Genomic DNA, 19,163 nt, shown 5'->3' with positions numbered 1-19,163 from the left:
GGTGCGCCCACTCCGGCGCACCCCACCCGAAACACCGCACACAAGGGGGCACCACCCATGGGCCGCATCACCACACGCGACAACGTCGGCATCCACTACAAGGACTGGGGCAGCGGACGCCCCGTCGTGTTCATCCACGGATGGCCGCTCAACGCCGACGCGTGGGAGGACCAGATGAAGTGGGTGGCCGACAACGGGTTCCGCGGCATCGCCCACGACCGCCGCGGACACGGCCGCTCCGACCAGCCCTGGGACGGCTACGACTTCGACACCTTCGCCGACGACCTCGACGACCTCATGAACCAGCTCGACCTGCAGGACGCCACCCTGGTCGCGCACTCCATGGGAGGCGGCGAACTCGCCCGCTACATCGGCCGCCACGGCACCCGCAGGGTCCGCCAGGCCGTCCTGCTCTCCGCCGTCCCGCCCATCATGATCAAGTCCGACACCAACCCCGAAGGCGTCCCCGAGGACGTCCTCACCGGCATCAAGAACGGCATCCTCACCGAACGCTCCCAGTTCTGGAAGGACACCGCCGAGGGGTTCTTCAGCGCCAACCGCCCCGGCAACAAGGTCACCCAGGGCAACAAGGACGCCTTCTGGTTCATGGCCATGCACCAGTCCATCCAGGCCGGCGTCACGTGCGTCGACGCCTTCGGCTACACCGACTTCACCCAGGACCTGCGCAGCTTCGACATCCCCACCCTGGTGGTGCACGGCGACGACGACCAGGTCGTCCCCATCGACGCCACCGGCCGCAAGTCCGCGAAGATCATCGCCGACGCCACACTCAAGGTGTACGAGGGCGGCTCCCACGGCATCGCCCTGGTCCCCGGCGACAAGGAGAGGTTCAACCGCGACCTGCTGGAGTTCCTCAAGAGCTGACGGCACCACCCGGCCCGCGCCCCGGCGCGGGCCGACCGCCCCCTACGGCAACCGCAACCACCCCGTGCGCACCTGCCAGGAGCCCCCCGACTCCAGCCGCTCCACCACCGCGCGCTCCAACCGCGTGCGCCGCGGCGCGTCCGCCACATCCACCCGCGCCCTGCCGAACACGAACCGGAACACGTCCGACTCCCCCGGCACACCCGCACCCACCAGCGTGAACCTGCGCTGGAACGCCACGATGTTGGACCCCTCCCCCAACACCCGGCCCCACTGCGGATCCAGCAACCACGACGTACACGTGGCCACCACCGGATCGATCCCCAAACACCTGCGGGCGAACCCCCGCGCCCGCCCCAGCGCCTCCTCCACCGCCACCGGGTCCAACCCGCCCGTGGGAATGTGCAGCCGCAGCACCGGATCACCCACACCCATCCCCGGGCCCCGCCCCCGGGCCTCCCCGGGCGCATACCACTCCACCCCGCCCTGGTTCCCCAGCAGGGCCGGCTCGAACTGCAGCCCGCCCACCCAGAACAGGCGGCCCCGGAACTGCGCCGCCACCCACGACGCCGTCTCCAGCGACAGTCGGCCGAACATCCGCCGCGAACGCCCCATCTGCACACCCACGTCCGCGAGCGTGGCCGCCGTCACCGACCGCTCCACACCCCGCGCACCGTGCGAGGCGAACTGCGCCCCCACCATCGCCGCGAACGCCCACAGCGACGCCACCCGCACCCGCGGATCCTCCACCCCCACCAGCGAGGGCCAGTCCCGCCACCGCCCCGCCGGCAGCTCCGCGTCGGCGCACAGCCGCCGGTACATGCACTCCACCACGTACCACAGCTCCGGCGGCCACACCCCCCACGGCCCGTCCGCCCCCGGCCACAACCCCTCCACCTCGGCCCGGTCCGCCGCCCCCAGGGCGAACAGGTCCAACACCCGCGCCGCCTCCGCCCCCGAGGGCACCACCAGCGCCCTCACCGGCTCCGGCAACAGCGCGGCCTCCTCCAACCACGCACGCTCACCAGCACCCAGCCCGAAACGCTCCGCCACAGCACCACTGTCCATCCCCACATCATGGCCGAACCGCCACACCCGGCGCGAGTGAGGCCAGGCTCACAGGTGGGCATAGGGTTGACGTAACCCGGCGATACCAACAAACCCACCGAAACCGAGGAAGACCACCGATGCCCGTGCCCGACCCGGCGCACCACGTACGCGACTGGCTCGCCACCTACGACACACCCACCACATCGGTGGCCCACCTCCTCTGCGACCGCCACGACCCCCACACCGTCGCCACCACAGAGATCGGCCCCACCCTCACCGCCACCACCCTCACCTACGGCGAACTCACCCACCGCTCCCGCGCCCTGGCCACCGGACTCGCCGACCTGGGCATCACCACCGGCGACCGCGTCGCCACCCTCCTGCCCAAAGGCACCGACCTCACCGTCACCGCCCTCGCCGTCTGGCGCCTGGGCGCCGTCCTGGTCCCCCTCCTCTCCTCCTTCGCCCCCTCCGCCATCAACGAACGCCTCACCAACTCCCGCGCACGCCTGGTCGTCTGCGACGACGAATACCGCACCAAACTCGACCCCACCCCCCACACCACCCCCACCTGGGACATCGCCACCACCGGCACCCACCCCCTACGCCCCGGCGACCACACCCTCACCACCCTCACCCAACCCACCACCACCCCCACCGTCACCGACACCCCCATCGGCGGCCACGGCACCCTCGCCATCCTCTACGTCTCCGCCAACGTCGGCCCGCCCCGCGGCGTCCCCGTCCCCGCCCGCGCCCTGACCGCCATGCACGCCTACCACCACTACGGCCTCGGCGTGCGCGACGACGACGTCTACTGGAACACCGCCGACCCCGGCTCCGCCTACGGCCTCTACCACGGCCTCATCTCCCCCCTCCTGGCCGGACACGGCTCCCTCGCCCTGCGCGCCGGATTCTTCGACCCCGAACTCACCCTCGACGTCCTGGGCCTGTACGGCGTCACCAACCTCGCCGCCGACCCCACCACCTACCGCACCCTGCGCGCCGCCACCAAGACCCTGCCCCCCGAAGTCATGGTCCAACGCCTCACCAGCGCCGGCGAACCCCTGCCCCCCGACGTCATCGACTGGGTCGCCGACGTCTTCGGCGTCCCCGTACGCGACCACTACGGCCAGACCGAACTCGGCTGGTGCATCGGCGTCCCCAACGGCGACACCCCCGACCGGGCCGCCCCCCTCGTCCCCGGCGCCATCGGCCCCGCCCTGCCCGGATGGAACATCCAGGTCCTCGAAGCCGTCTCCGACGACCCCGCCCCCCTGGGCGCCTACGGCCGCATCGCCATCGACCTCGCCAACAGCCCCCTGGCCTGGTTCGACGGCTACCTCGACAACGAGGCCGCCTCCCAGGTCCGCTTCACCCCCGACCACGCCCACTACCTCACCGGCGACACCGGCATCCAGGACCGCGACGGCCAGATCTTCTTCTCCACCCGCGACGACGGCGCCATCCGCACCCACGGCTACCGCATCGGCCCCACCGAGGTCGAAGCCGTCCTCAACGACCACCCCGCCGTCGAGGAGTGCGGCGTCTACTCCATCCCCGACGAGATCGCCGGACAGCTCATCGGCGCCCGCGTCGTCGCCGCCCCCGGGCACACCGCCACCCCGCGACTGGCCGAGGACCTCAAGGAATGGGTGCGCACCCGCTTCGCCACCCACGCCGCACCCCAGGTCGTCGACTTCGTCGACGAACTCCCCCGCACCGCCTCGGGCAAGATGCGCCGCTCACGCCTGCGCTGACCCCGCCGGGCGGCCCGGCGCGGGGCCGGGCCGCCCGGCGTGCACGCCCCCTCCAGAACCACCGCGAACCCACACAGAACCCCACCCCCGAAACACCCCGAACACCCACCAACCCTCACTTTTGATAACTTGACTTATCGAAACCCAGAATTCGGACACTCACCCCTCCTTCCTCACCCCTGGGAGCCCCCTGTGACGACCGAGCGCACCGAGCTGATCCCGTTCCCCGACGACGCGGTCGAGGGGGTCGTCCTCGAGGAGACCGTCGTCCTCCACGGCCGCCAAGCGCTCGTGGTCCCCGAGACGGAGCTGACCGACTCCGCCGCGGCCCGGGTCGCCGACGGGTGGGCCGCCTCGACCCGCACCGGCTACACCCGCGACTGGCGCACCTTCACCGCCTGGTGCACGCAGACCTCCCGGACCCCCCTCCCGGCGACGGCCGAAACCCTCGCCTCCTACACCGACCACCTCGCCGCCGCCGGGGCCGCCCCCGCCACCGTCGACCGGGCCCTGGGCTCGATCGCCTCCCGCCACGCCGCCGCCGGACACGCCGTCTCCACCAAGGCCGCCCGGCTGGTGCTGCGCTCCTACCGCCGCGAGTGGGCCGCCGCCGGAGGCCGCAAACGACAGGCGCCGGCGCTCTCCGTCGAGGAGCTGCGCCGGATGATCGACACGGCAGGGGAAGGACTCGTCGGGCTCCGCGACCGGGCGCTCCTCCTGCTCGGCTACGCCATGATGGCCCGCCGCTCCGAACTGGCCGCGCTGAACACCACCGACCTGCGCCAGGTCCCCGAAGGCCTCGAAGTGTTCGTGGCCACCTCCAAGACCGACAAGGACTCCACCGGCACCACCGTCGCCATCCCCTACGGCACACACCTGTCCACCTGCCCGGTCCGCACCGTGGCCGCCTACCTCGCGGCCCTGGCCGAGGCCGGGGTCACCACGGGGCCGCTGCTGCGCTCCGTCGACCGCCACGGGCGCCTCGCCGGGACCGCCGACGCGGCCGGACGCGGAACAGGACGCATGTCCGGCGCCGGGATCAACCTCGTCGTCAAACGCCTCGCACACAAGGCCGGCATCGAGAACGTCACCGCCCACTCCCTACGCTCCGGACCCGCCACCGCCGCCGCAGCCGCCGGCGCCCCCCGCGCCTGGATCGCCCGCCAAGGCCGATGGTCCGAAGCCTCCACCGCCGTCGACACCTACATCCGCCCCGCCGACGCCTGGCGCGACAACCCCATCCGCAAAGTCGGACTCTGACCCCGCTCCGGCACGATCAACACCCACCCGACCGACCACCGGACGACATCACACCCACACATAGTCCTCATCGGTCACAGCACCCCACCCCGCATCGGCCACCACCGCACGCGGGGACGACAACGCCGCCAACGCCGCACCCACCGGCGGGAACAACGGCAGCCCCCCGGCCGCACGAAAATCCACCCACTCCACGACACCCACCTCGAAACCGCCGTCCCGCTGCTCGTCGTACTCCTCCACCGCCAACACCGCCCGCACCGCCTCACTCACGTGCAACCGGTACAACAGGTGCAGCTTGCGCGGCGAGGGCGTGGGCCCCGGACGCGTCACACGCTGATCCACCACCCACAACAGCTCCGGCGCCCCCGTCTGCGCCTCCCCGAGCCACAGCTCCTCGCCCAGCTCGCGCCACAGCGCGGCCAGCAGGTCCTCACCGGGCTCGACGTTCCCGCCCGGAGGCGTGTAGTGCACGGAACCGGGCCGGTCCCTGCGGATCAGCGCGACCTCCTCACCGCAGAACACCAGCGCCCCGACACGGATCTTCACACGCGAGAACGCCTCCGAAGCACTCACAGCGGCCCCCCGCCGAACGGGACCCCGCCGCCCTCCGGGTCCCGGGACACCCCCTCGCGCGCCCCGTCCGGACACGTCCGCCGCCCCACCGGCTCGACGCCGCGCCCGGCGGTCCCCCTCACCCGGGCCCCGAGGCCGTCGACGAACACCGCGGGCACGGCGCGGCCCGCACGCTCGGGACGGCGCTCCGCGAACGCGCACCGGCGCCCGGCCGGCTCCCGCCCCGCCTGCGGCTCACCGGCCACGTACGTCGGCGGCGAGCCGGACGGGCACGCCGGCGCGGCCTGGCGGTCGGTGACGGGGATCCCGGTGTACAGGTCAAGGGCCATGCCGAGATCCTAGGGACCCCCGCCCCCGGGAGCAGCCCCGCGGCGTCGGGGCGCGCTCAGGGCACGAGCTCGTCGATGCGGGCGGCCAGGGCCATGTCCTTGTCGGTGAGGGCGCCCTCGGAGTGGGTGCTCAGGGCCAGGTGCAGCGTGTCGTAGCGGATGTCGATGTCGGGGTGGTGGTCGACCTGTTCGGCGGCCTGGGCGATCTCGTTGACCAGGGAGACGGCCGCCGGGAAGCCGGACAGGCGCACCGTCCGGCGGATGACGGGCGCGTCGGGGTCCAGCTCCCAGCCGGTGAGCCTGGTCAGGCCGTCCCGGACCTGGTCCTCGGTGAGCTTCATGCGGATCCTCTCCCCCTGCCCGCGCGCTGCGGGCGGTCTGCGGCGGCCGGTGCGCGTACGGCCGGGCCCCGCACCGTCCGCGGCGCCTGTACGTGAACGTCCGGTCGCCTTCGGTGTATGCGGATGTGTTCGTAGGAGGCTACGTACCCCTCATGGCGTCCCTGTTCACGTCGCGATTCTCTTCGAGAACAGCAACTTATGGTGTTCGGTGCGGCGAAGCCGCTCCTTTGTCCTGTTTGTCTGGTTTTTGAGAAAAGTGAGCATCTTTACGACGTAGATTTTTTATGTGTTTCGCGTTACCAAGCTGAGGCCCATGACCTGACCTGCGGAAATGCACTCGCACACCCTCTCATCAGCCTTTTCAGGCTTGCGTAATCCCCCGCGGAGCGGTTCACTCTGGGAAACCCGGCCCTCCCCCACCCCGGCGGACGCTTCCCAGCCACGCCCGCCTCTCCCCCGGAAGCGAGCCCATGCCCCACGAGAAGCGCCGGTCGCTTCGCGCCCGCATGATCACGCTGGTCCTGATCCCCAGCACCGCGCTGCTGCTCCTGTGGGCTGCCTTCACCGCCGTCCTGGTCACCGACATCCGCGAACTGCGCACCACCGCCGCCCTCACCGAGCAGGTCGCCACCCCCGTCATCACGGTCATCGGCGAACTCCAGCGCGAACGGCGCGCCACCATGGACTCCGCCAACGGCACCGAGCGCACCGCCCACCGCCTGCGGACCACCCGGCAGGAGACCACCGAGGCCGTCGAAACCCTGCGCCTGCGCCTGCGCGCCTTCGACGAGGACGACCTGCCCGAACAGGCCCTGAACTTCCAGCGCTCCCTCAACCGGCTCGACGCCCACCGCCTGAGGGTCGACGCCCTCTCCCCCGGCGAACGCACCCTGGAGGAGGCCGCCACCGCCTACACCGAGATCATCGAGAGCGGGCTGCGCGTGTGGGACGCCCAGGTCGAGCGCGCCGACTCCGCCCAGGTCCCCCACCTGCGCTCCCTGACCTCCCTGGCCCGCACCCGCGAACTCCTCAACCAGCAGGACGCCGTCCTGGCCCACGCGGTCGCCACCAACGCCTTCCCCGCCGAGGCCCACGCCGAGTTCGCCGCCGCCGCCGGGGCCCAGCGCTACACCTGGGGCCGCGTGGGCGCCGAACTCAGCGACCAGGACAGCCAGCACTACGTCCTCCTGGAGTCCTACTCCGCCCTGCAGAGCGTCTACCAGCTGCAGGAGAGCATCATCAGCATGCCCATCCGGGGCGAGAACACCGTCCCGGTCAACGCCACCGCCTGGCGCGGCGCCGCCGAGGCCGTGGACCTGCGCATGCGCGGCGTGGAGGAGGCCCGGACAGAGCAGGTCATCGCCTTCAGCCACACCCAGTCCGCCGAACTGCGCAACAGCGTCCTGCTCATCAGCGTGCCCGCCCTCCTGGCGGCGCTGGCCTCCTCCGCCGTGGCCGTGGGCGGCACCCAGCGCCTGGGACGGCGGCTCCAGCACCTGCGGGTCCTCACCCTGGAGCACGCGCAGGTGCGCCTGCCCGAGGTGACGGCCCGCCTGCGCGCGGGCGGCAGCGTGGACGTGGACGCGGAGGTTCCCAAGCTGCGCGTGCGGGTGCGCGACGAGATCGGCCGGATGGCCGAGGCGTTCAACGACGCCCAGCGGGCCGCCGTCGCCGCCGCCGTGGAGGAGGCCCAGGTCCGCGCCGGGGTGCGCGCCATGTTCCGCAACATCGCGCGCCGCACGCAGTCGCTCGTCCACCGCCAGCTCGGGCTGCTGGACACCCTGGAACGGGGCGAGACCGACCCCGAGGTGCTGGAGGCGCTGTTCCGCATCGACCACTTCAGCACCCAGCTGCGGCGCAACGCCGAGAACCTCATGCTGCTGAGCGGTGACACCCCCGTGCGCCGCGGGCTGGGCCCGGTGCGGCTGCACGAGGCGGTGCGGGCGGCCGCCAGCGAGATCGAGGACTACACGCGGGTGCGCGTCCTGGCGCTGCCCGCGGTCGCCCTGCGCGGCGACGTGGGGACCGACACCGTCCGGCTGCTCGCCGAACTGCTGGAGAACGCGACCTCCTTCTCCCCCCCGGGTACGGAGGTGACGGTCCGGGGCCGCGAGGACGACCGCGGCCGCCACGTCCTGGAGGTGGAGGACCGCGGCCTGGGCATGACCGACGCCCAGCTGGACTCGGCGAACGTGCTGCTGGCCGACCCGCCCCGGTTCGACCTGGCCCGCATGCGCGAGGACTCGCACCTGGGCCTGTTCGTGGTCGCCACGATCGCGGCCCGGCACGACTTCGAGGTGACCCTGCGGGACTCCCCCCACGGGGGGACCCGTGCGGTGGTGGCCATCCCTGCCCGGGCCCTGGCCGCGCCCGGGCAGGGCCCCTCGCCGCTGCGGGCCGCCGGGCCGCACCGGCGGACCGCCCCCGCACCGCCCGCGGAGCCCGGCGGGGTGCTCACCGAGGTCGCCGCGGCCCCCGCCCCCTCCGAACCGCAGGACCGGGGCGCCCCGGCCGATGAGGGGGCCGCCGACGGGGACGGGGCGGAGGACACCTACATGGGGCTGCCGCGGCGCCGGCGCAAGCACGTGGCGCCCCCCCAGGAGGCGCCCGCGGCGGCGCAGGACACGGGCGGGCAGCGGTCGCTGTCGGACATCCGGTCCATGATGAGTGCCTTCCAGTCCGGGACCCTGCGCGGGCGCGCGGAGTCCGAGGAACTGGGTGAGGGTGGCGCGCGCGGTGCGCGCCCCGGTGAGAGGTCGGAAGGGTGATGTCGATGTCGGCGGGCACTGCGGCGGGAGACCGGGTCACCGGTGGAGGAGAGGTGGGCGGGGAGACCCCGGCCAGGACCCTGGACTGGCTGCTGGGCGACCTGGTCGACCGGGTGGCCGGGGCACGTGAGGCCCTTCTGCTGTCCGCGGACGGCCTCCTGCTGTCCTCCTCCCCGGGGCTGGACCGGGAGGAGGGCGAGAGGCTCGCGGCGATCGCCTCGGGGTTCGCCAGCCTGGCCCGGGGGGCGCGTTCGCAACTGGGGGCCTCGGAGGTGCGTCAGACCGTCGTGGAGATGGACAACGTCTTCTTCTTCGTGCTGGCCGCGGGCCGGGGCGCCTCGTTGGCCGTGGTGGCCGAGTCCACGTGCGACATGGGCCAGGCCGCGTTCGAGGTGAACCGCCTCGTGCGCCAGGTGGGGCCGCACCTGTCGGCTCTGCCCCGCCGCGGGCACGGGAGGTCGTGAGGCGGGGGCCGGTGCGCCGCGACGGCGCACGGCCCGTGCCGTCGAGGAGGAGTGGGAGTGAGCGCGGTGCCGCCTGGCGAGGAGTCCCCGCGGGGATGGTCGTTCGAGTCGAGCCTGATCCGGCCCTACTCGCTGACGGGCGGGCGGACACGGCCCTCGCGCTCGGACTTCTCCATGACGTCGCAGGTGGTGGCGGTCCCGTCGGCGGCGCCGCCGGAGGTGGACCCGGAGCTGGAGCTGATCCTGTCGCTGTGCGCGCGTCCGCTCTCGGTGGCGGAGGTGGCCTCGCGGTCGGGTTTCCCCCTGGGCGTGACCAGGATCCTGCTGGCCGACCTGTTGGACCAGGGGTACGTGATGGTGCATACCTCGGACTGGGAGCGGAACAGGCCCGACGCGGCGACGCTGCGCGCGGTACTGGACCGTATCCGGGAGTTGTGAGGGTGGAACGGATGGGCCTGAGAGGCCGGATGGGGTGGATGGGGCGTTGGTCGTGATGGAGGCCGAGGGGGCAGGGCCTGTCCCCGACACCCTGAAGATCGTGGTGGCCGGGGGTTTCGGGGCCGGAAAGACCACCTTGGTGTCGGCGTTGAGCGAGGTGGAGGCGCTGCACACCGAGGAGGTGATGACCTCCGAGAGCGTGGGGGTCGACGACCTGGAGGGCGTGGAGGGCAAGACCACGACGACGGTGGCGCTCGACTTCGGACGCATCACCCTGGACGAGTCGACGGTGGTGTACCTGTTCGGGACCCCCGGGCAGCGCCGGTTCTCGTTCATGTGGGAGGAGCTGGTCGAGGGCGCCCTGGGCGCGGTGGTGCTGGCCGACACGCGCCGGCTGGCGGACTCCTTCGACGCGATCGACTTCTTCGAGTCGCGCGGGGTGCCGTTCGTGGTGGCGGTGAACTGCTTCGACGGTCACCGCACGCACCGGGCCGACGACGTGCGGGTGGCGTTGGACCTGGAGGAGCGTGTGCCGCTGCTGCTGTGCGACGCGCGGGACCGGGAGTCGGTCAAGGAGGTGGTGGTGGAGCTGGTGTCGCTGGTGCTGAGGTTGGAGCTGTCAGGGGCCTGAGAGGGGCCCGGCCCGGGTCGTGACGGGCAGCCGGCCGGGCGGGCCCATGCGAGGGGCCGCTGCACCTGGAGATCTCCCGGGGCCCGCCCGGCCGCGCCCCGGGAGCGCGGGGGGCCGCCGGCGGTCCACCGCGGGGCCGCCCGCCGTACCCCTCCCCGGGGTGGCGGGGGCACGCGGACGTGCTCGTCGGCCCCCGGGCACCTCGGCGGGGAGGCTCCGGCCTCCCCCGCCGGCCCGCCCCGGGCGGGCGCCGCTACCGGGCCGCGCCCCGGCGGTCCACCGGCACGATCATCGGCGTGCCGGTCTCGGGGTCGGGGATGATCCGCACCGGGAGCCCGAACACCTCCTCCACGAGCTCGGCGGTGACCACCTTCGCCGGGTCGCCCTCGGCGACGATGGCGCCCTCCTTCATCACGATCAGGTGGCTCGCGTAACGGCACGCGTGGTTGAGGTCGTGCAGAACGGCCACCAGCGTGTAGCCGCGCTCGGCGTGCAGGTCGGCGCACAGGTCGAGCATGTCCATCTGGTGGGCGATGTCCAGGTAGGTGGTGGGCTCGTCCAGCAGCAGCAGCGGGGTCTGCTGCGCCAGGACCATCGCCAGCCACACGCGCTGGCGCTGCCCCCCGGAGAGCTCGTCCACCGACCGGTCGGCCAGGGCGGTGACGCCGGTGGCGTCCATCGCCTCGGCCACCACCGCCTCGTCCTGGGCCGACCACTGGCGCAGGAACCCCTGGTGCGGGAACCTGCCGCGGGCCACCAGGTCGGCGACGCCGATGCCGTCGGGGGCGATGGAGGTCTGCGGGAGCAGCCCCAGGCGGCGCGCGACCTCCTTGGCCGGGTAGGAGCCGATGACCTGCCCGTCCAGGTGGACGTGCCCGTGCGCGGGCTTGAGCGTGCGCGACAGGGCCCGCAGCAGGGTGGACTTGCCGCACGCGTTGGGGCCCACGATCACCGTGAAGGAGTTGTCGGGGATCGACACGGCCAGATCCTGGGAGATGACGCGCTGCTCGTAGGCGAGGGTGAGGCCCCGGCCGTTGAGGCGGGAACCGGTGTCGGCTGGAGTGGTCATCGTTCTCTCTCGGTCTCGCTCAGGCACGTCCGCCGCGCCATTCGGTGTACAGCAGCCAGATCAGGTAGCTCCCGCCGATGACGGCGGTGACCACGCCCACGGGAAGCTGGGTGGGGGCCAGGGCGCGCAGCGCCACCAGGTCCGCGACCACCAGCAGGGCCGCTCCCGTGAGCGCGGAGCCCACCAGGGTGGTCCCCCCGGCACGGGTCAGGCGGCGGGCGATCTGCGGCGCGGCCAGGGCCACGAAGCCGATGGGGCCCGCCACCGCGATGGCGGCGCCGGTCAGCGCGCTGGCGGCAGCCAGCGCCCAGACCTGGGTGGAGCGGAGGGGCACCCCGAGGCCCTGGGCCGTGTCGTCGCCCAGCTCCATGAAGCGCAGCCGCTGCCCCAGGGCCAGGAGCACGGGGGCCAGGACCGCCAGGGAGATCCACACGGCGGCCACCTCGGCCCAGCCGCGCGAGTTGAGGCTGCCGATCATCCAGATCTGGGCGCCCAGGGCGTCGGTGAGCTCGGCGCGGGTCAGCAGGTAGTCGCGGACCGACCCGAGCATCGCGGACACGCCGATGCCCACCAGCACCAGCCGGTACCCCTGCACGCCGTTCTTCATGGCCAGGAGGTAGACGATCGCGGCGGTGAGCAGCCCCCCGGCGATGGCCCCCAGGGACACCGCGAGCCGGCCGGCGCCCAGGACCAGGATGACCAGGACGGCGCCGGTGGCGGCCCCGGACGTGAAGCCGATGATGTCGGGACTGCCCAGGGCGTTGCGCGACAGGCTCTGGAAGACTGCGCCCGCGATGCCCAGGGCCGCGCCCACGCCGATCGCGGTCAGGGCGCGGGGCAGGCGCACGCCCTGGACGAAGAAGACGTCCAGGCGTTCGCCGTAGCCCAGGATCGCGCCGGGCACGGCGGCCAGGGAGATCTCGTAGTCCCCCACAGTGACCGTCACGGCCAGCGTGAGGACGCCGGCCAGGGCCAGGACCAGGCACACGGCCATGGTGCGCGGGCGCACCAGCAGGGAGATCCGTCCGCCGAACAGGCGCACGGCCAGGGCGCCGCGCGGGGTGGCGCGGCCGGTGGCGGTGGGGCGCGGCGGCGCCAGGGTCTTGCTCACAACTGGGCCATCTTTCTGCTGCGGACCAGGGCGATGAACAGGGGCGCCCCGACGAAAGCGGTGATGATGCCGACCTCCAGTTCGGAGTGGGGCAGGACGACGCGGCCGACCACGTCCGCGGCGGTGAGCAGGATCGCGCCCAGGACGGCGGCGTAGGGCAGCAGCCACCGCTGGTCGGGGCCGGCGATCATGCGCGCGGCGTGGGGGATGATCAGGCCCACGAACCAGATGGGCCCCGCCGAGGCGGTGGCCGCCCCGCACAGCAGGACCACGGCCAGGGCCGTGGCGGCCCGGATCAGGGGGATCCTGGCGCCGAGGGTGGCCGCGAGGTCGTCGCCCAGGGCGACCGCGTTGAGGGAGGGGCCCAGGCACAGGGTCAGGACCACCCCGGCGACGAGGAAGGGGGCCACCTGCCAGAAGACGTCGAGGTCGCGTCCGGCGAGGGAGCCCACCTGCCAGAAGCGGATCCGGTCGAAGACGAAGTCGTTGAGGACGATCACCCCGTAGACGATCCCCTGGAGCACGACCGCGACCGCGGTGCCGGCCAGGGCCAGGCGGACCGGGGTGGCGCTGGCGCGCCCGCGCGATCCCAGGGCGTAGACGGCCACGGCCGCCACGGCGGCGCCGATGAACGCGGGCCACACGAACGCCGACCCGCCGGCGCCGAACGCGAAGACGGCGATGACAACGGCGGCGGCGGCCCCGGAGTTGACGCCCAGGAGGCCGGGTTCGGCGAGGGGGTTGCGGGTCAGGGCCTGCATGAGGGCGCCGGCCAGGCCCAGCGCGGCGCCGACGAAGACGCCGATGACCGTGCGGGGCACGCGCAGGCTGCGGATGACGTCGTGGTCGTAGCTGCCGTCGTAGGCGGCCAGGGCGGCCCAGACGTCGGCGGCGGGGATGGGTTTGGCTCCGACGGTGATGCTGAGCAGGGCGCACACGGCGAGGACGCCGAGGGCCAGGAGCAGACCCGTGGGTCGAAGGACACGCCTGGTGAGGGTGGGGCGCGTGAGGGTGGGCGCGCGCAGGGCCACGGCTTCCCCGTTCGTTGTGGCGTGGGTGGTGGGTGGGGCCGCCCTGCCGGGTATGGCCCGGCGGGGCGTGGTTCGCGGAACCGAAAACTCCACGGGACAGGTTAGCCTTACCTTCATCCTGTTCGCACGGAAGGGCCCCTCATGGTTTCGCTCCCGCGCACCGCACGCACCCTGGTCACAGTAGCCGCCCTGGGCTCGCTCCTGGCCTGCGGGTGCTCCCCGCAGTCCCCGGCGCCGCAGGAGCCGGAGGGCGGGACCCGCACCGTGGAGGCGGCCAACGGGTCCGTGGAGATCCCCGCCACACCGCGCAGGATCGCCGTGCTGTGGCGCCCGACGCTGGCGGCGGTCACCCTTCTGGGCCACGACGTGGTCGCGACCATGGGCACGCCCGGCGGGGACGGCCAGGGGCTGGCGCCGTTCCTGCCCGAGGGCGCCGACGGCGGCGGGCACGCCCTGGTGACCAACTCCCCCTCCGAGGAGGACGTCGACGTCGAGGAGCTGGCCAACGCCGCACCGGACCTGATCATCGGGGTCAGCACCCCGGTGGGCGCCCAGGCGGACATGCTGGAGAGCCTGGAGGCGATCGCGCCGACGGTGCTGCTGGAGTGGGAGGGCACCGGGTCCTGGCGCGGGCACCTGGACGAGGTGGCCGGGGTCCTGGACGCCTCGGAGGAGGCGGGGCGGGCCCTGGAGGCGTACGAGGAGGCGGTGGCCTCCGCCCGCGGGGAGATCGAGGCGGCCGGCGTGGACCCCGCCGCGACCGAGGTGTCGCTGGTGCGGTTGCAGAGCGGGAGCGAGATACGGCTGGAGACGGCGGAGTCGTTTCCCGGCCAGGTCGTGGACGACCTGGGGTTCGCCCGCCCGGAGGGGCAGCTGGGGGGCGAGGGTCCGACCGACTACATCGCGCAGAGCTACGAGAACCTGGACCGGGCGGACGGGGACGCCGTCTTCGTCATGGCCGGGTCCGGGTACCCCGACGCGCCGCGGACCTTCTCCGAGGGGGTGTGGTCGAACCTGGAGGCCGTGCGCGGGGAGGCCGTGTACCGGGTGGACCACGACCACTGGGGCGCGGCCAACCACTACGCGGCGCTGCGCATCGTGGAGGACGTCAGGGCGGCCCTGACCGGGGAGGCCGAGCCCGCCCTGTGACCCCGCCGCCCCGGCGCGGGGGGCTCCTCCGGCCTCGGGGGCGCTTCCCGGGCGGCCCGGCGCTGCGCCTGGAGGGCCTGGGCGTTCGCGGGCGCGGTCCTCACCGCCCGCGGGACCCGGCGGCGGGAGGGCTAGGCCAGGAGGTCCCAGGCCATGCGCAGGAGCAGTGCCAGGACGACGACGAGCAGGACGGCGCGGACGAACCCGGAGCCGCGCCGCAGCGCCATGCGCGCGCCGATCTGGGCGCCGATGATGGTGCAGATGGCCAGGCTCAGCCCCAGGAGCCAGTCGACGTGGCCGCCGAAGGCGAACACGGTGAGCGCGCCGAGGTTGGTGCACACGTTGACGATCTTGGCGGAGGCGGAGGCGGAGACGAAGTCCATGCCGACGACGGCGGTGAAGGCGATGATGAGGAAGACGCCGGTGCCGGGGCCGATGAGGCCGTCGTAGAGGCTGACGCCGACACCGGCCAGGGCGGTGACGGCCAGCAGCCGGTTGCGGGTGCGCAGGCGCGGGTCGGGGGCGGCTCCCATGGCGGGGCGGAAGTAGACGAGCAGGGCGACCCCGGCCAGGACGACCATGATGACGGGTTTGAGGACCTCGGCGGTGAGGGCGGCGGCCATGGCGGCGCCGGCCCCGGATCCGAGCAGGGCGAGCGCGGCGGTGGGCAGGACGACGCGGCGGTCGACGGCGACCTTGCGGGAGTAGGCGATGGCGGCGGAGACGGTGCCGAAGACGGCGCCGAGCTTGTTGGTGCCCAGCAGGGTGGCCAGGGGGGTGGTGGGCGCGGCGACGAGGAGGGCGGGCAGCAGGAGGAGGCCGCCTCCGCCGACGACGGCGTCCACCCAGCCGGCGGCGACGGCGACCCCCATGACCAGGGCGAGGATCTCGGGGTCCATCTACCGCACGCGTCCGGGGAGAGAGATGATCATGGGTTCTTTTCGGTGAGGGAGGGCGGGAACCCGGTGAGTTTATCCAGCCCGTACCGGTGCATTCGGGGCGGTCGGCTACCGTGAACCCCTTACACGATCCCGTCCTTTACTACGTAGATTCGTAGTAGTGGCACAGGGGCGGCGGCGCCCGGATCAGGGGGCGCCGCCGCGGTCTGCGGTCCCGGTCAGAACCGGGAGCGGTCGAACCAGTCGCGGGCCTGCGCCAGCACGTCCGGGTCCAGCCGGTGGCCCCCCGGGTGCTCGCGCGCCTCCACGTCCGCCCCCCTGTCCCCGAGCTGGGCGGCCAGCAGCCGCGCCTGGTCGAGGGGCGTGACGGGGTCGGCCGCCCCCGCCCCCAGGAACACCCGGACCCCGGACAGGTCCACCGGGTCGGGTTCGCGCCCCTGCAGGGGAGCCCCCGCCGCGAACAGCGCGGCCCCGCTGAGCAGGCGGGGGTGGAGCAGCAGCAGCGCCGCACCGGTGTTGGCCCCGTTGGAGAAACCGCTGACCACGATCCGGTCGGGGTCCAGGCCGTAGTCGCGGGCCGCGGCGGTAACGAACTCCGCGAGCTCGGCGCTGCGCGCGACCACGTCGTCGACGTCGAAGACGCCCTCGCGCAGGCGGCGGAACCAGCGGTTCATGCCGTTCTCGCTCACACGGCCGCGGGGCGAGAGCAGGGCCGCGCCGGGCGCGAGGGCCCGGCCCAGCGGCAGCAGGTCGTGTTCGTCGGCGCCGGTGCCGTGGAGCAGCAGGAGCGTGGGCGCCCCCGGCCGGGCGGCGGGCTCGAAGACGTGGACGAAGTCCTGGGCCGCCGTCACCGGGGGACCTCCAGAGCGGGCAGGCGGCGGGCGATCTCCTCGCGGCCGGGCTCCAGCCACGGCGGGAGCCTCAGCTCCCGGCCCAGTTCGAGCAGCGGCTCGTCGTAGTCGAAGCCGGGGCCGTCGGTGGCGATCTCCAGCAGGACCCCGCCCGGCTCGCGGAAGTAGATGGAGGTGAAGTAGGTGCGGTCGCGGATCTCGGTGACGCCCACGCCGTCGTTCTCCAGGGTCCGGCGCCAGGCCTCCTGGACGTCGCCGTCGGGGGCGCGGTAGGCGACGTGGTGGACGGTGCCGGCCGCGACCAGGCCGCGCTCCGCCCCGGGGGCGGCCAGGACGTCGACGATGGTGCCCACCCCGTCGCCGGCGCCGCCGGTGCGGAAGCGGAGCCGGTCGCCGTCCTCGCCCTCCAGCCGGAAGCCGAGCTGCCCGCTGAGCATCTCCACGGTGCCCTCGACGTCCTGCTCGGTGAGGGTGACCGCCCGGATGCCCCGGATGGCGTGCTCGGGGGGCACCGCTCCCCCGTCCCAGGGGTCGGTGTCGTGGGCGTCGGCGCTGGCGGCGAGCTCGATGGCCAGGCCGTCGGGGTCGCGCAGCGCGAGCACGTCCTCCTCGCCCCTCTCGGCGGGCCGGGTGGCGTGCACGCCCAGGGAGGCCAGGTGCTCCGCCCACCACCCCAGGGAGCCCTCGGGTACGGAGAAGGTCGTGGTGGTGGCCTGGCCCGCGCCGATCCTGCCCCGGGGCGCGTCGGGCCAGGGGAAGAAGGTCATGATCGTGCCGGGGTTGCCCGCGCGGTCGCCGTAGTAGAGGTGGTAGGTCTCGGGCGCGTCGAAGTTGACCGTGCGCTTGACCAGCCGCATGCCCAGGGCGTTGAGGTAGAAGTCCGCGTTGGCCTGCGGATCGCTGGCGATCGCGGTCACGTGGTGGATTCCCGCGGGGCGCACGTCCATGTCGTCACCTTCCGTCGAAGTCGCCGGTGTGTCCTCGGACCAAGGTAGTTGAATTTTAAACTAACCCGGTCGATGCGTCTCCCCCACCCTGCCCCGGCGGGGCGCCCCCGACGCCCAGGGACACGGGGCGGGCCCCTGCGCGGACAGGCGCCCGGGCACGCCGGGCGGCCCGCGCGCGAGGGCGGCGCCCCGGGCCGGCCCCGCCGACGGGGCGGGGCGTGCGGGGAGGGGCCCGGCGCGGCCTCAGGCGGGGGACAGCCGGCGCAGCCGCAGCCCCACCAGGGCCGCCGCCGCGCACAGCCCCGCCGCGAAGGCCACGGCGCCTCCCCAGCCCACCGCGTCGTAGACCAGCCCGCCGCACCACCCGAACAGGCTGGAGCCGAGGTAGTAGGCGAGCGTGTACAGGGCCATGGCCTGGGCCCGACCGGTGACCGCGCGCGCCCCCACCCAGGCCGAGGCGGTGGCGTGGGCGCAGAAGAAGGCGAACGTCAGCACCAGCAGGGCGGCCATGAGGCCGGCCAGCGCGGTGGTGAGCAGGCCGCCCAGGCCCGCGGCCATCAGCGCCGTGGCGGCGACGAGGACGGGGTAGCCGCCCCAGCGCCCGGACACGTGCCCGGCGACCGCCGAGCCGAGCATCCCGGCGGTGTAGGCCAGGAAGAGCAGGGACGCCGCGGACTGGGAGAGCCCGAAGGGATCGCCCATGAGACGGAAGCCGAGCAGGTTGTACACGGTCATGAACGCGCCCATGAGCAGCAGGGCCTGGGCGTAGAGGGCGGGCAGGCCGCGCGTGGTGAGCGCGGCGGCCAGGCGCCGCCCCATCCCCGGGGCCGCGGCCGGGTCCTCCGGGGCCCCCGCGCCGCCCGGGCCCTCCCCCCGCGCGGGGGCGGGGCGCCCGACGGGGGGCCCGCCCCCGGCCGCGCGCCGGGTGCGCGGCAGGACCAGCACGAAGACGACCAGGCACACCAGCCCCAGGAGGGTGTTCGCCGCGACCCCCCACTGCCAGCCGCCCAGGTCGGCGGCGAACCCGGCGAGCAGGCGCCCGCCCATCCCCCCGAGGGGGTTGCCCGCGATGTACAGGCCGGTGGCGCGCGCGGCGTCGGCCGGGTGGACCTCCTCGGACAGGTAGGCGACGGCCGCGGCGGGGACCCCTCCCAGGGCCGCGCCCTGGAGCGCGCGCAGGGCGAGCAGGACCCAGAGGTCCCCCGCCAGGGGCGTCACACAGCCCAGGAGGGTGGTCAGGGCCAGGGACACGGCGATGACGCGGGCCCGGCCGAACCGGTCGGCGGCGCCGCTCCACACCAGCGTGAACCCGGCCAGCCCCCCGGTGGCCACGGAGACCGTGAGCGCGGCCTGGGACGCGGTGGAGCCGAAGCCCTCGGCGATCGCGGGCAGGACCGGCTGGACCGACCACAGCTGGGCGAAGGTGGCCACGGCGACGGCGACCATGGCGGCGACCGTGCGCCGGTAGGCGGCCGTGCCCGCGCGGGGGCGGGCGTCGTGGTCGGGCGGGGACGTGGTCACGGTCATGGGTCCACGCTAGGAACCGCGGTTTCATACGTCCAATGCATGGTTTGTCCCTGACCCATACTGGAACGCATGGAACA

Annotated in this window: 19 protein-coding genes; 8 read left to right on the top strand and 11 right to left on the bottom strand. The window is 73.8% G+C overall.

Annotated features, from left to right (window positions below; genetic code table 11):
* Positions 1-57 precede the first annotated feature (57 nt).
* On the top strand, positions 58-885 hold the full coding sequence (locus ACIRPH_RS06155; protein WP_402909996.1) for an alpha/beta fold hydrolase: 828 nt from the start codon (positions 58-60) through the stop codon (positions 883-885).
* A gap of 42 nt (positions 886-927) precedes the next feature.
* Here the strand turns inward: ACIRPH_RS06155 and ACIRPH_RS06150 are convergent, their stop codons facing one another.
* Positions 928-1,953 (bottom strand): acyltransferase domain-containing protein, encoded by a 1,026-nt coding sequence (locus tag ACIRPH_RS06150; protein WP_402909994.1) that lies wholly within the window; start codon positions 1,951-1,953, stop codon positions 928-930.
* Between the two features lie 119 nt (positions 1,954-2,072).
* Here ACIRPH_RS06150 and ACIRPH_RS06145 point away from each other — a divergent pair, with 119 nt between their 5' ends.
* Together ACIRPH_RS06145 and ACIRPH_RS06140 are read left to right on the top strand one after the other, a co-directional pair.
* Positions 2,073-3,695, top strand: coding sequence for an AMP-binding protein (locus tag ACIRPH_RS06145; RefSeq protein ID WP_402909991.1), 1,623 nt, complete (start codon positions 2,073-2,075; stop codon positions 3,693-3,695).
* Between the two features lie 192 nt (positions 3,696-3,887).
* The gene (locus tag ACIRPH_RS06140; RefSeq protein WP_402909988.1) at positions 3,888-4,955 is read left to right on the top strand and encodes a tyrosine-type recombinase/integrase; all 1,068 of its coding nucleotides are present in this window, start codon (positions 3,888-3,890) and stop codon (positions 4,953-4,955) included.
* A gap of 48 nt (positions 4,956-5,003) precedes the next feature.
* Here ACIRPH_RS06140 and ACIRPH_RS06135 read toward each other — a convergent pair whose 3' ends face one another.
* Genes ACIRPH_RS06135 through ACIRPH_RS06125 form a run of 3 tightly spaced genes read right to left on the bottom strand, consistent with a single transcriptional unit; the run spans position 5,004 to position 6,201 of the window.
* Positions 5,004-5,504 carry an NUDIX domain-containing protein gene (locus tag ACIRPH_RS06135; RefSeq protein ID WP_402909986.1) on the bottom strand — a complete coding sequence of 167 codons (501 nt, stop codon included), beginning with the start codon at positions 5,502-5,504 and terminating at the stop codon, positions 5,004-5,006.
* Between the two features lie 23 nt (positions 5,505-5,527).
* A complete protein-coding gene (locus tag ACIRPH_RS06130) occupies positions 5,528-5,860 on the bottom strand; it encodes a hypothetical protein (RefSeq protein WP_402909984.1) in 333 nt (110 codons plus the stop codon).
* A gap of 56 nt (positions 5,861-5,916) precedes the next feature.
* Entirely contained in the window at positions 5,917-6,201 is a 285-nt protein-coding gene (locus tag ACIRPH_RS06125) for a 4a-hydroxytetrahydrobiopterin dehydratase (RefSeq protein WP_330159508.1), read from the bottom strand.
* Between the two features lie 470 nt (positions 6,202-6,671).
* Here ACIRPH_RS06125 and ACIRPH_RS06120 point away from each other — a divergent pair, with 470 nt between their 5' ends.
* From ACIRPH_RS06120 to ACIRPH_RS06105, 4 genes are read left to right on the top strand one after another with little or no spacing between them, the layout of a single operon-like run.
* Positions 6,672-8,969 (top strand): nitrate- and nitrite sensing domain-containing protein, encoded by a 2,298-nt coding sequence (locus tag ACIRPH_RS06120; RefSeq protein ID WP_402909980.1) that lies wholly within the window; start codon positions 6,672-6,674, stop codon positions 8,967-8,969.
* Positions 8,969-9,433, top strand: coding sequence for a roadblock/LC7 domain-containing protein (locus ACIRPH_RS06115; protein ID WP_402909977.1), 465 nt, complete (start codon positions 8,969-8,971; stop codon positions 9,431-9,433). The genes ACIRPH_RS06120 and ACIRPH_RS06115 overlap by 1 nt, the downstream gene beginning before the upstream one ends.
* 57 nt (positions 9,434-9,490) lie before the next feature.
* On the top strand, positions 9,491-9,871 hold the full coding sequence (locus tag ACIRPH_RS06110) for a DUF742 domain-containing protein (RefSeq protein ID WP_402909976.1): 381 nt from the start codon (positions 9,491-9,493) through the stop codon (positions 9,869-9,871).
* A 55-nt stretch (positions 9,872-9,926) separates the two neighbouring features.
* Positions 9,927-10,502, top strand: a complete 576-nt coding sequence (locus ACIRPH_RS06105; RefSeq protein WP_267950376.1) for an ATP/GTP-binding protein — start codon at positions 9,927-9,929, stop codon at positions 10,500-10,502.
* Between the two features lie 253 nt (positions 10,503-10,755).
* Here the strand turns inward: ACIRPH_RS06105 and ACIRPH_RS06100 are convergent, their stop codons facing one another.
* Genes ACIRPH_RS06100 through ACIRPH_RS06090 form a run of 3 tightly spaced genes read right to left on the bottom strand, consistent with a single transcriptional unit; the run spans position 10,756 to position 13,713 of the window.
* The gene (locus ACIRPH_RS06100) at positions 10,756-11,571 is read right to left on the bottom strand and encodes an ABC transporter ATP-binding protein (RefSeq protein ID WP_402909973.1); all 816 of its coding nucleotides are present in this window, start codon (positions 11,569-11,571) and stop codon (positions 10,756-10,758) included.
* Positions 11,572-11,590: 19 nt separating this feature from the next.
* Positions 11,591-12,682 (bottom strand): FecCD family ABC transporter permease, encoded by a 1,092-nt coding sequence (locus tag ACIRPH_RS06095; RefSeq protein WP_402909970.1) that lies wholly within the window; start codon positions 12,680-12,682, stop codon positions 11,591-11,593.
* Positions 12,679-13,713 carry a FecCD family ABC transporter permease gene (locus tag ACIRPH_RS06090; protein WP_402909967.1) on the bottom strand — a complete coding sequence of 345 codons (1,035 nt, stop codon included), beginning with the start codon at positions 13,711-13,713 and terminating at the stop codon, positions 12,679-12,681. Before ACIRPH_RS06090 ends, ACIRPH_RS06095 begins: the two co-directional genes overlap by 4 nt.
* A gap of 141 nt (positions 13,714-13,854) precedes the next feature.
* On the opposite strand from ACIRPH_RS06090, the gene ACIRPH_RS06085 reads away from it, so the two are divergent.
* On the top strand, positions 13,855-14,862 hold the full coding sequence (locus tag ACIRPH_RS06085; protein WP_402909965.1) for an ABC transporter substrate-binding protein: 1,008 nt from the start codon (positions 13,855-13,857) through the stop codon (positions 14,860-14,862).
* A gap of 131 nt (positions 14,863-14,993) precedes the next feature.
* On the opposite strand, the gene ACIRPH_RS06080 is transcribed toward ACIRPH_RS06085, so the two are convergent.
* From ACIRPH_RS06080 to ACIRPH_RS06065, 4 genes are all read right to left on the bottom strand, one after another.
* Entirely contained in the window at positions 14,994-15,761 is a 768-nt protein-coding gene (locus ACIRPH_RS06080) for a sulfite exporter TauE/SafE family protein (protein WP_402909962.1), read from the bottom strand.
* Between the two features lie 218 nt (positions 15,762-15,979).
* On the bottom strand, positions 15,980-16,612 hold the full coding sequence (locus ACIRPH_RS06075) for an alpha/beta hydrolase (protein WP_402909959.1): 633 nt from the start codon (positions 16,610-16,612) through the stop codon (positions 15,980-15,982).
* Positions 16,609-17,559, bottom strand: a complete 951-nt coding sequence (locus tag ACIRPH_RS06070; protein WP_402909956.1) for a VOC family protein — start codon at positions 17,557-17,559, stop codon at positions 16,609-16,611. Before ACIRPH_RS06070 ends, ACIRPH_RS06075 begins: the two co-directional genes overlap by 4 nt.
* 243 nt (positions 17,560-17,802) lie before the next feature.
* Complete coding sequence (locus ACIRPH_RS06065; protein WP_402909953.1) at positions 17,803-19,086, bottom strand: MFS transporter; 1,284 nt, start codon at positions 19,084-19,086, stop codon at positions 17,803-17,805.
* Positions 19,087-19,163 lie beyond the last annotated feature (77 nt).

The sequence above is a fragment of the Nocardiopsis sp. NPDC101807 genome, from assembly GCF_044766605.1.
Taxonomy (GTDB): Bacteria; Actinomycetota; Actinomycetes; order Streptosporangiales; family Streptosporangiaceae; genus Nocardiopsis; species Nocardiopsis tropica.
This window is presented reverse-complemented; position numbering and strand designations above follow the sequence as displayed.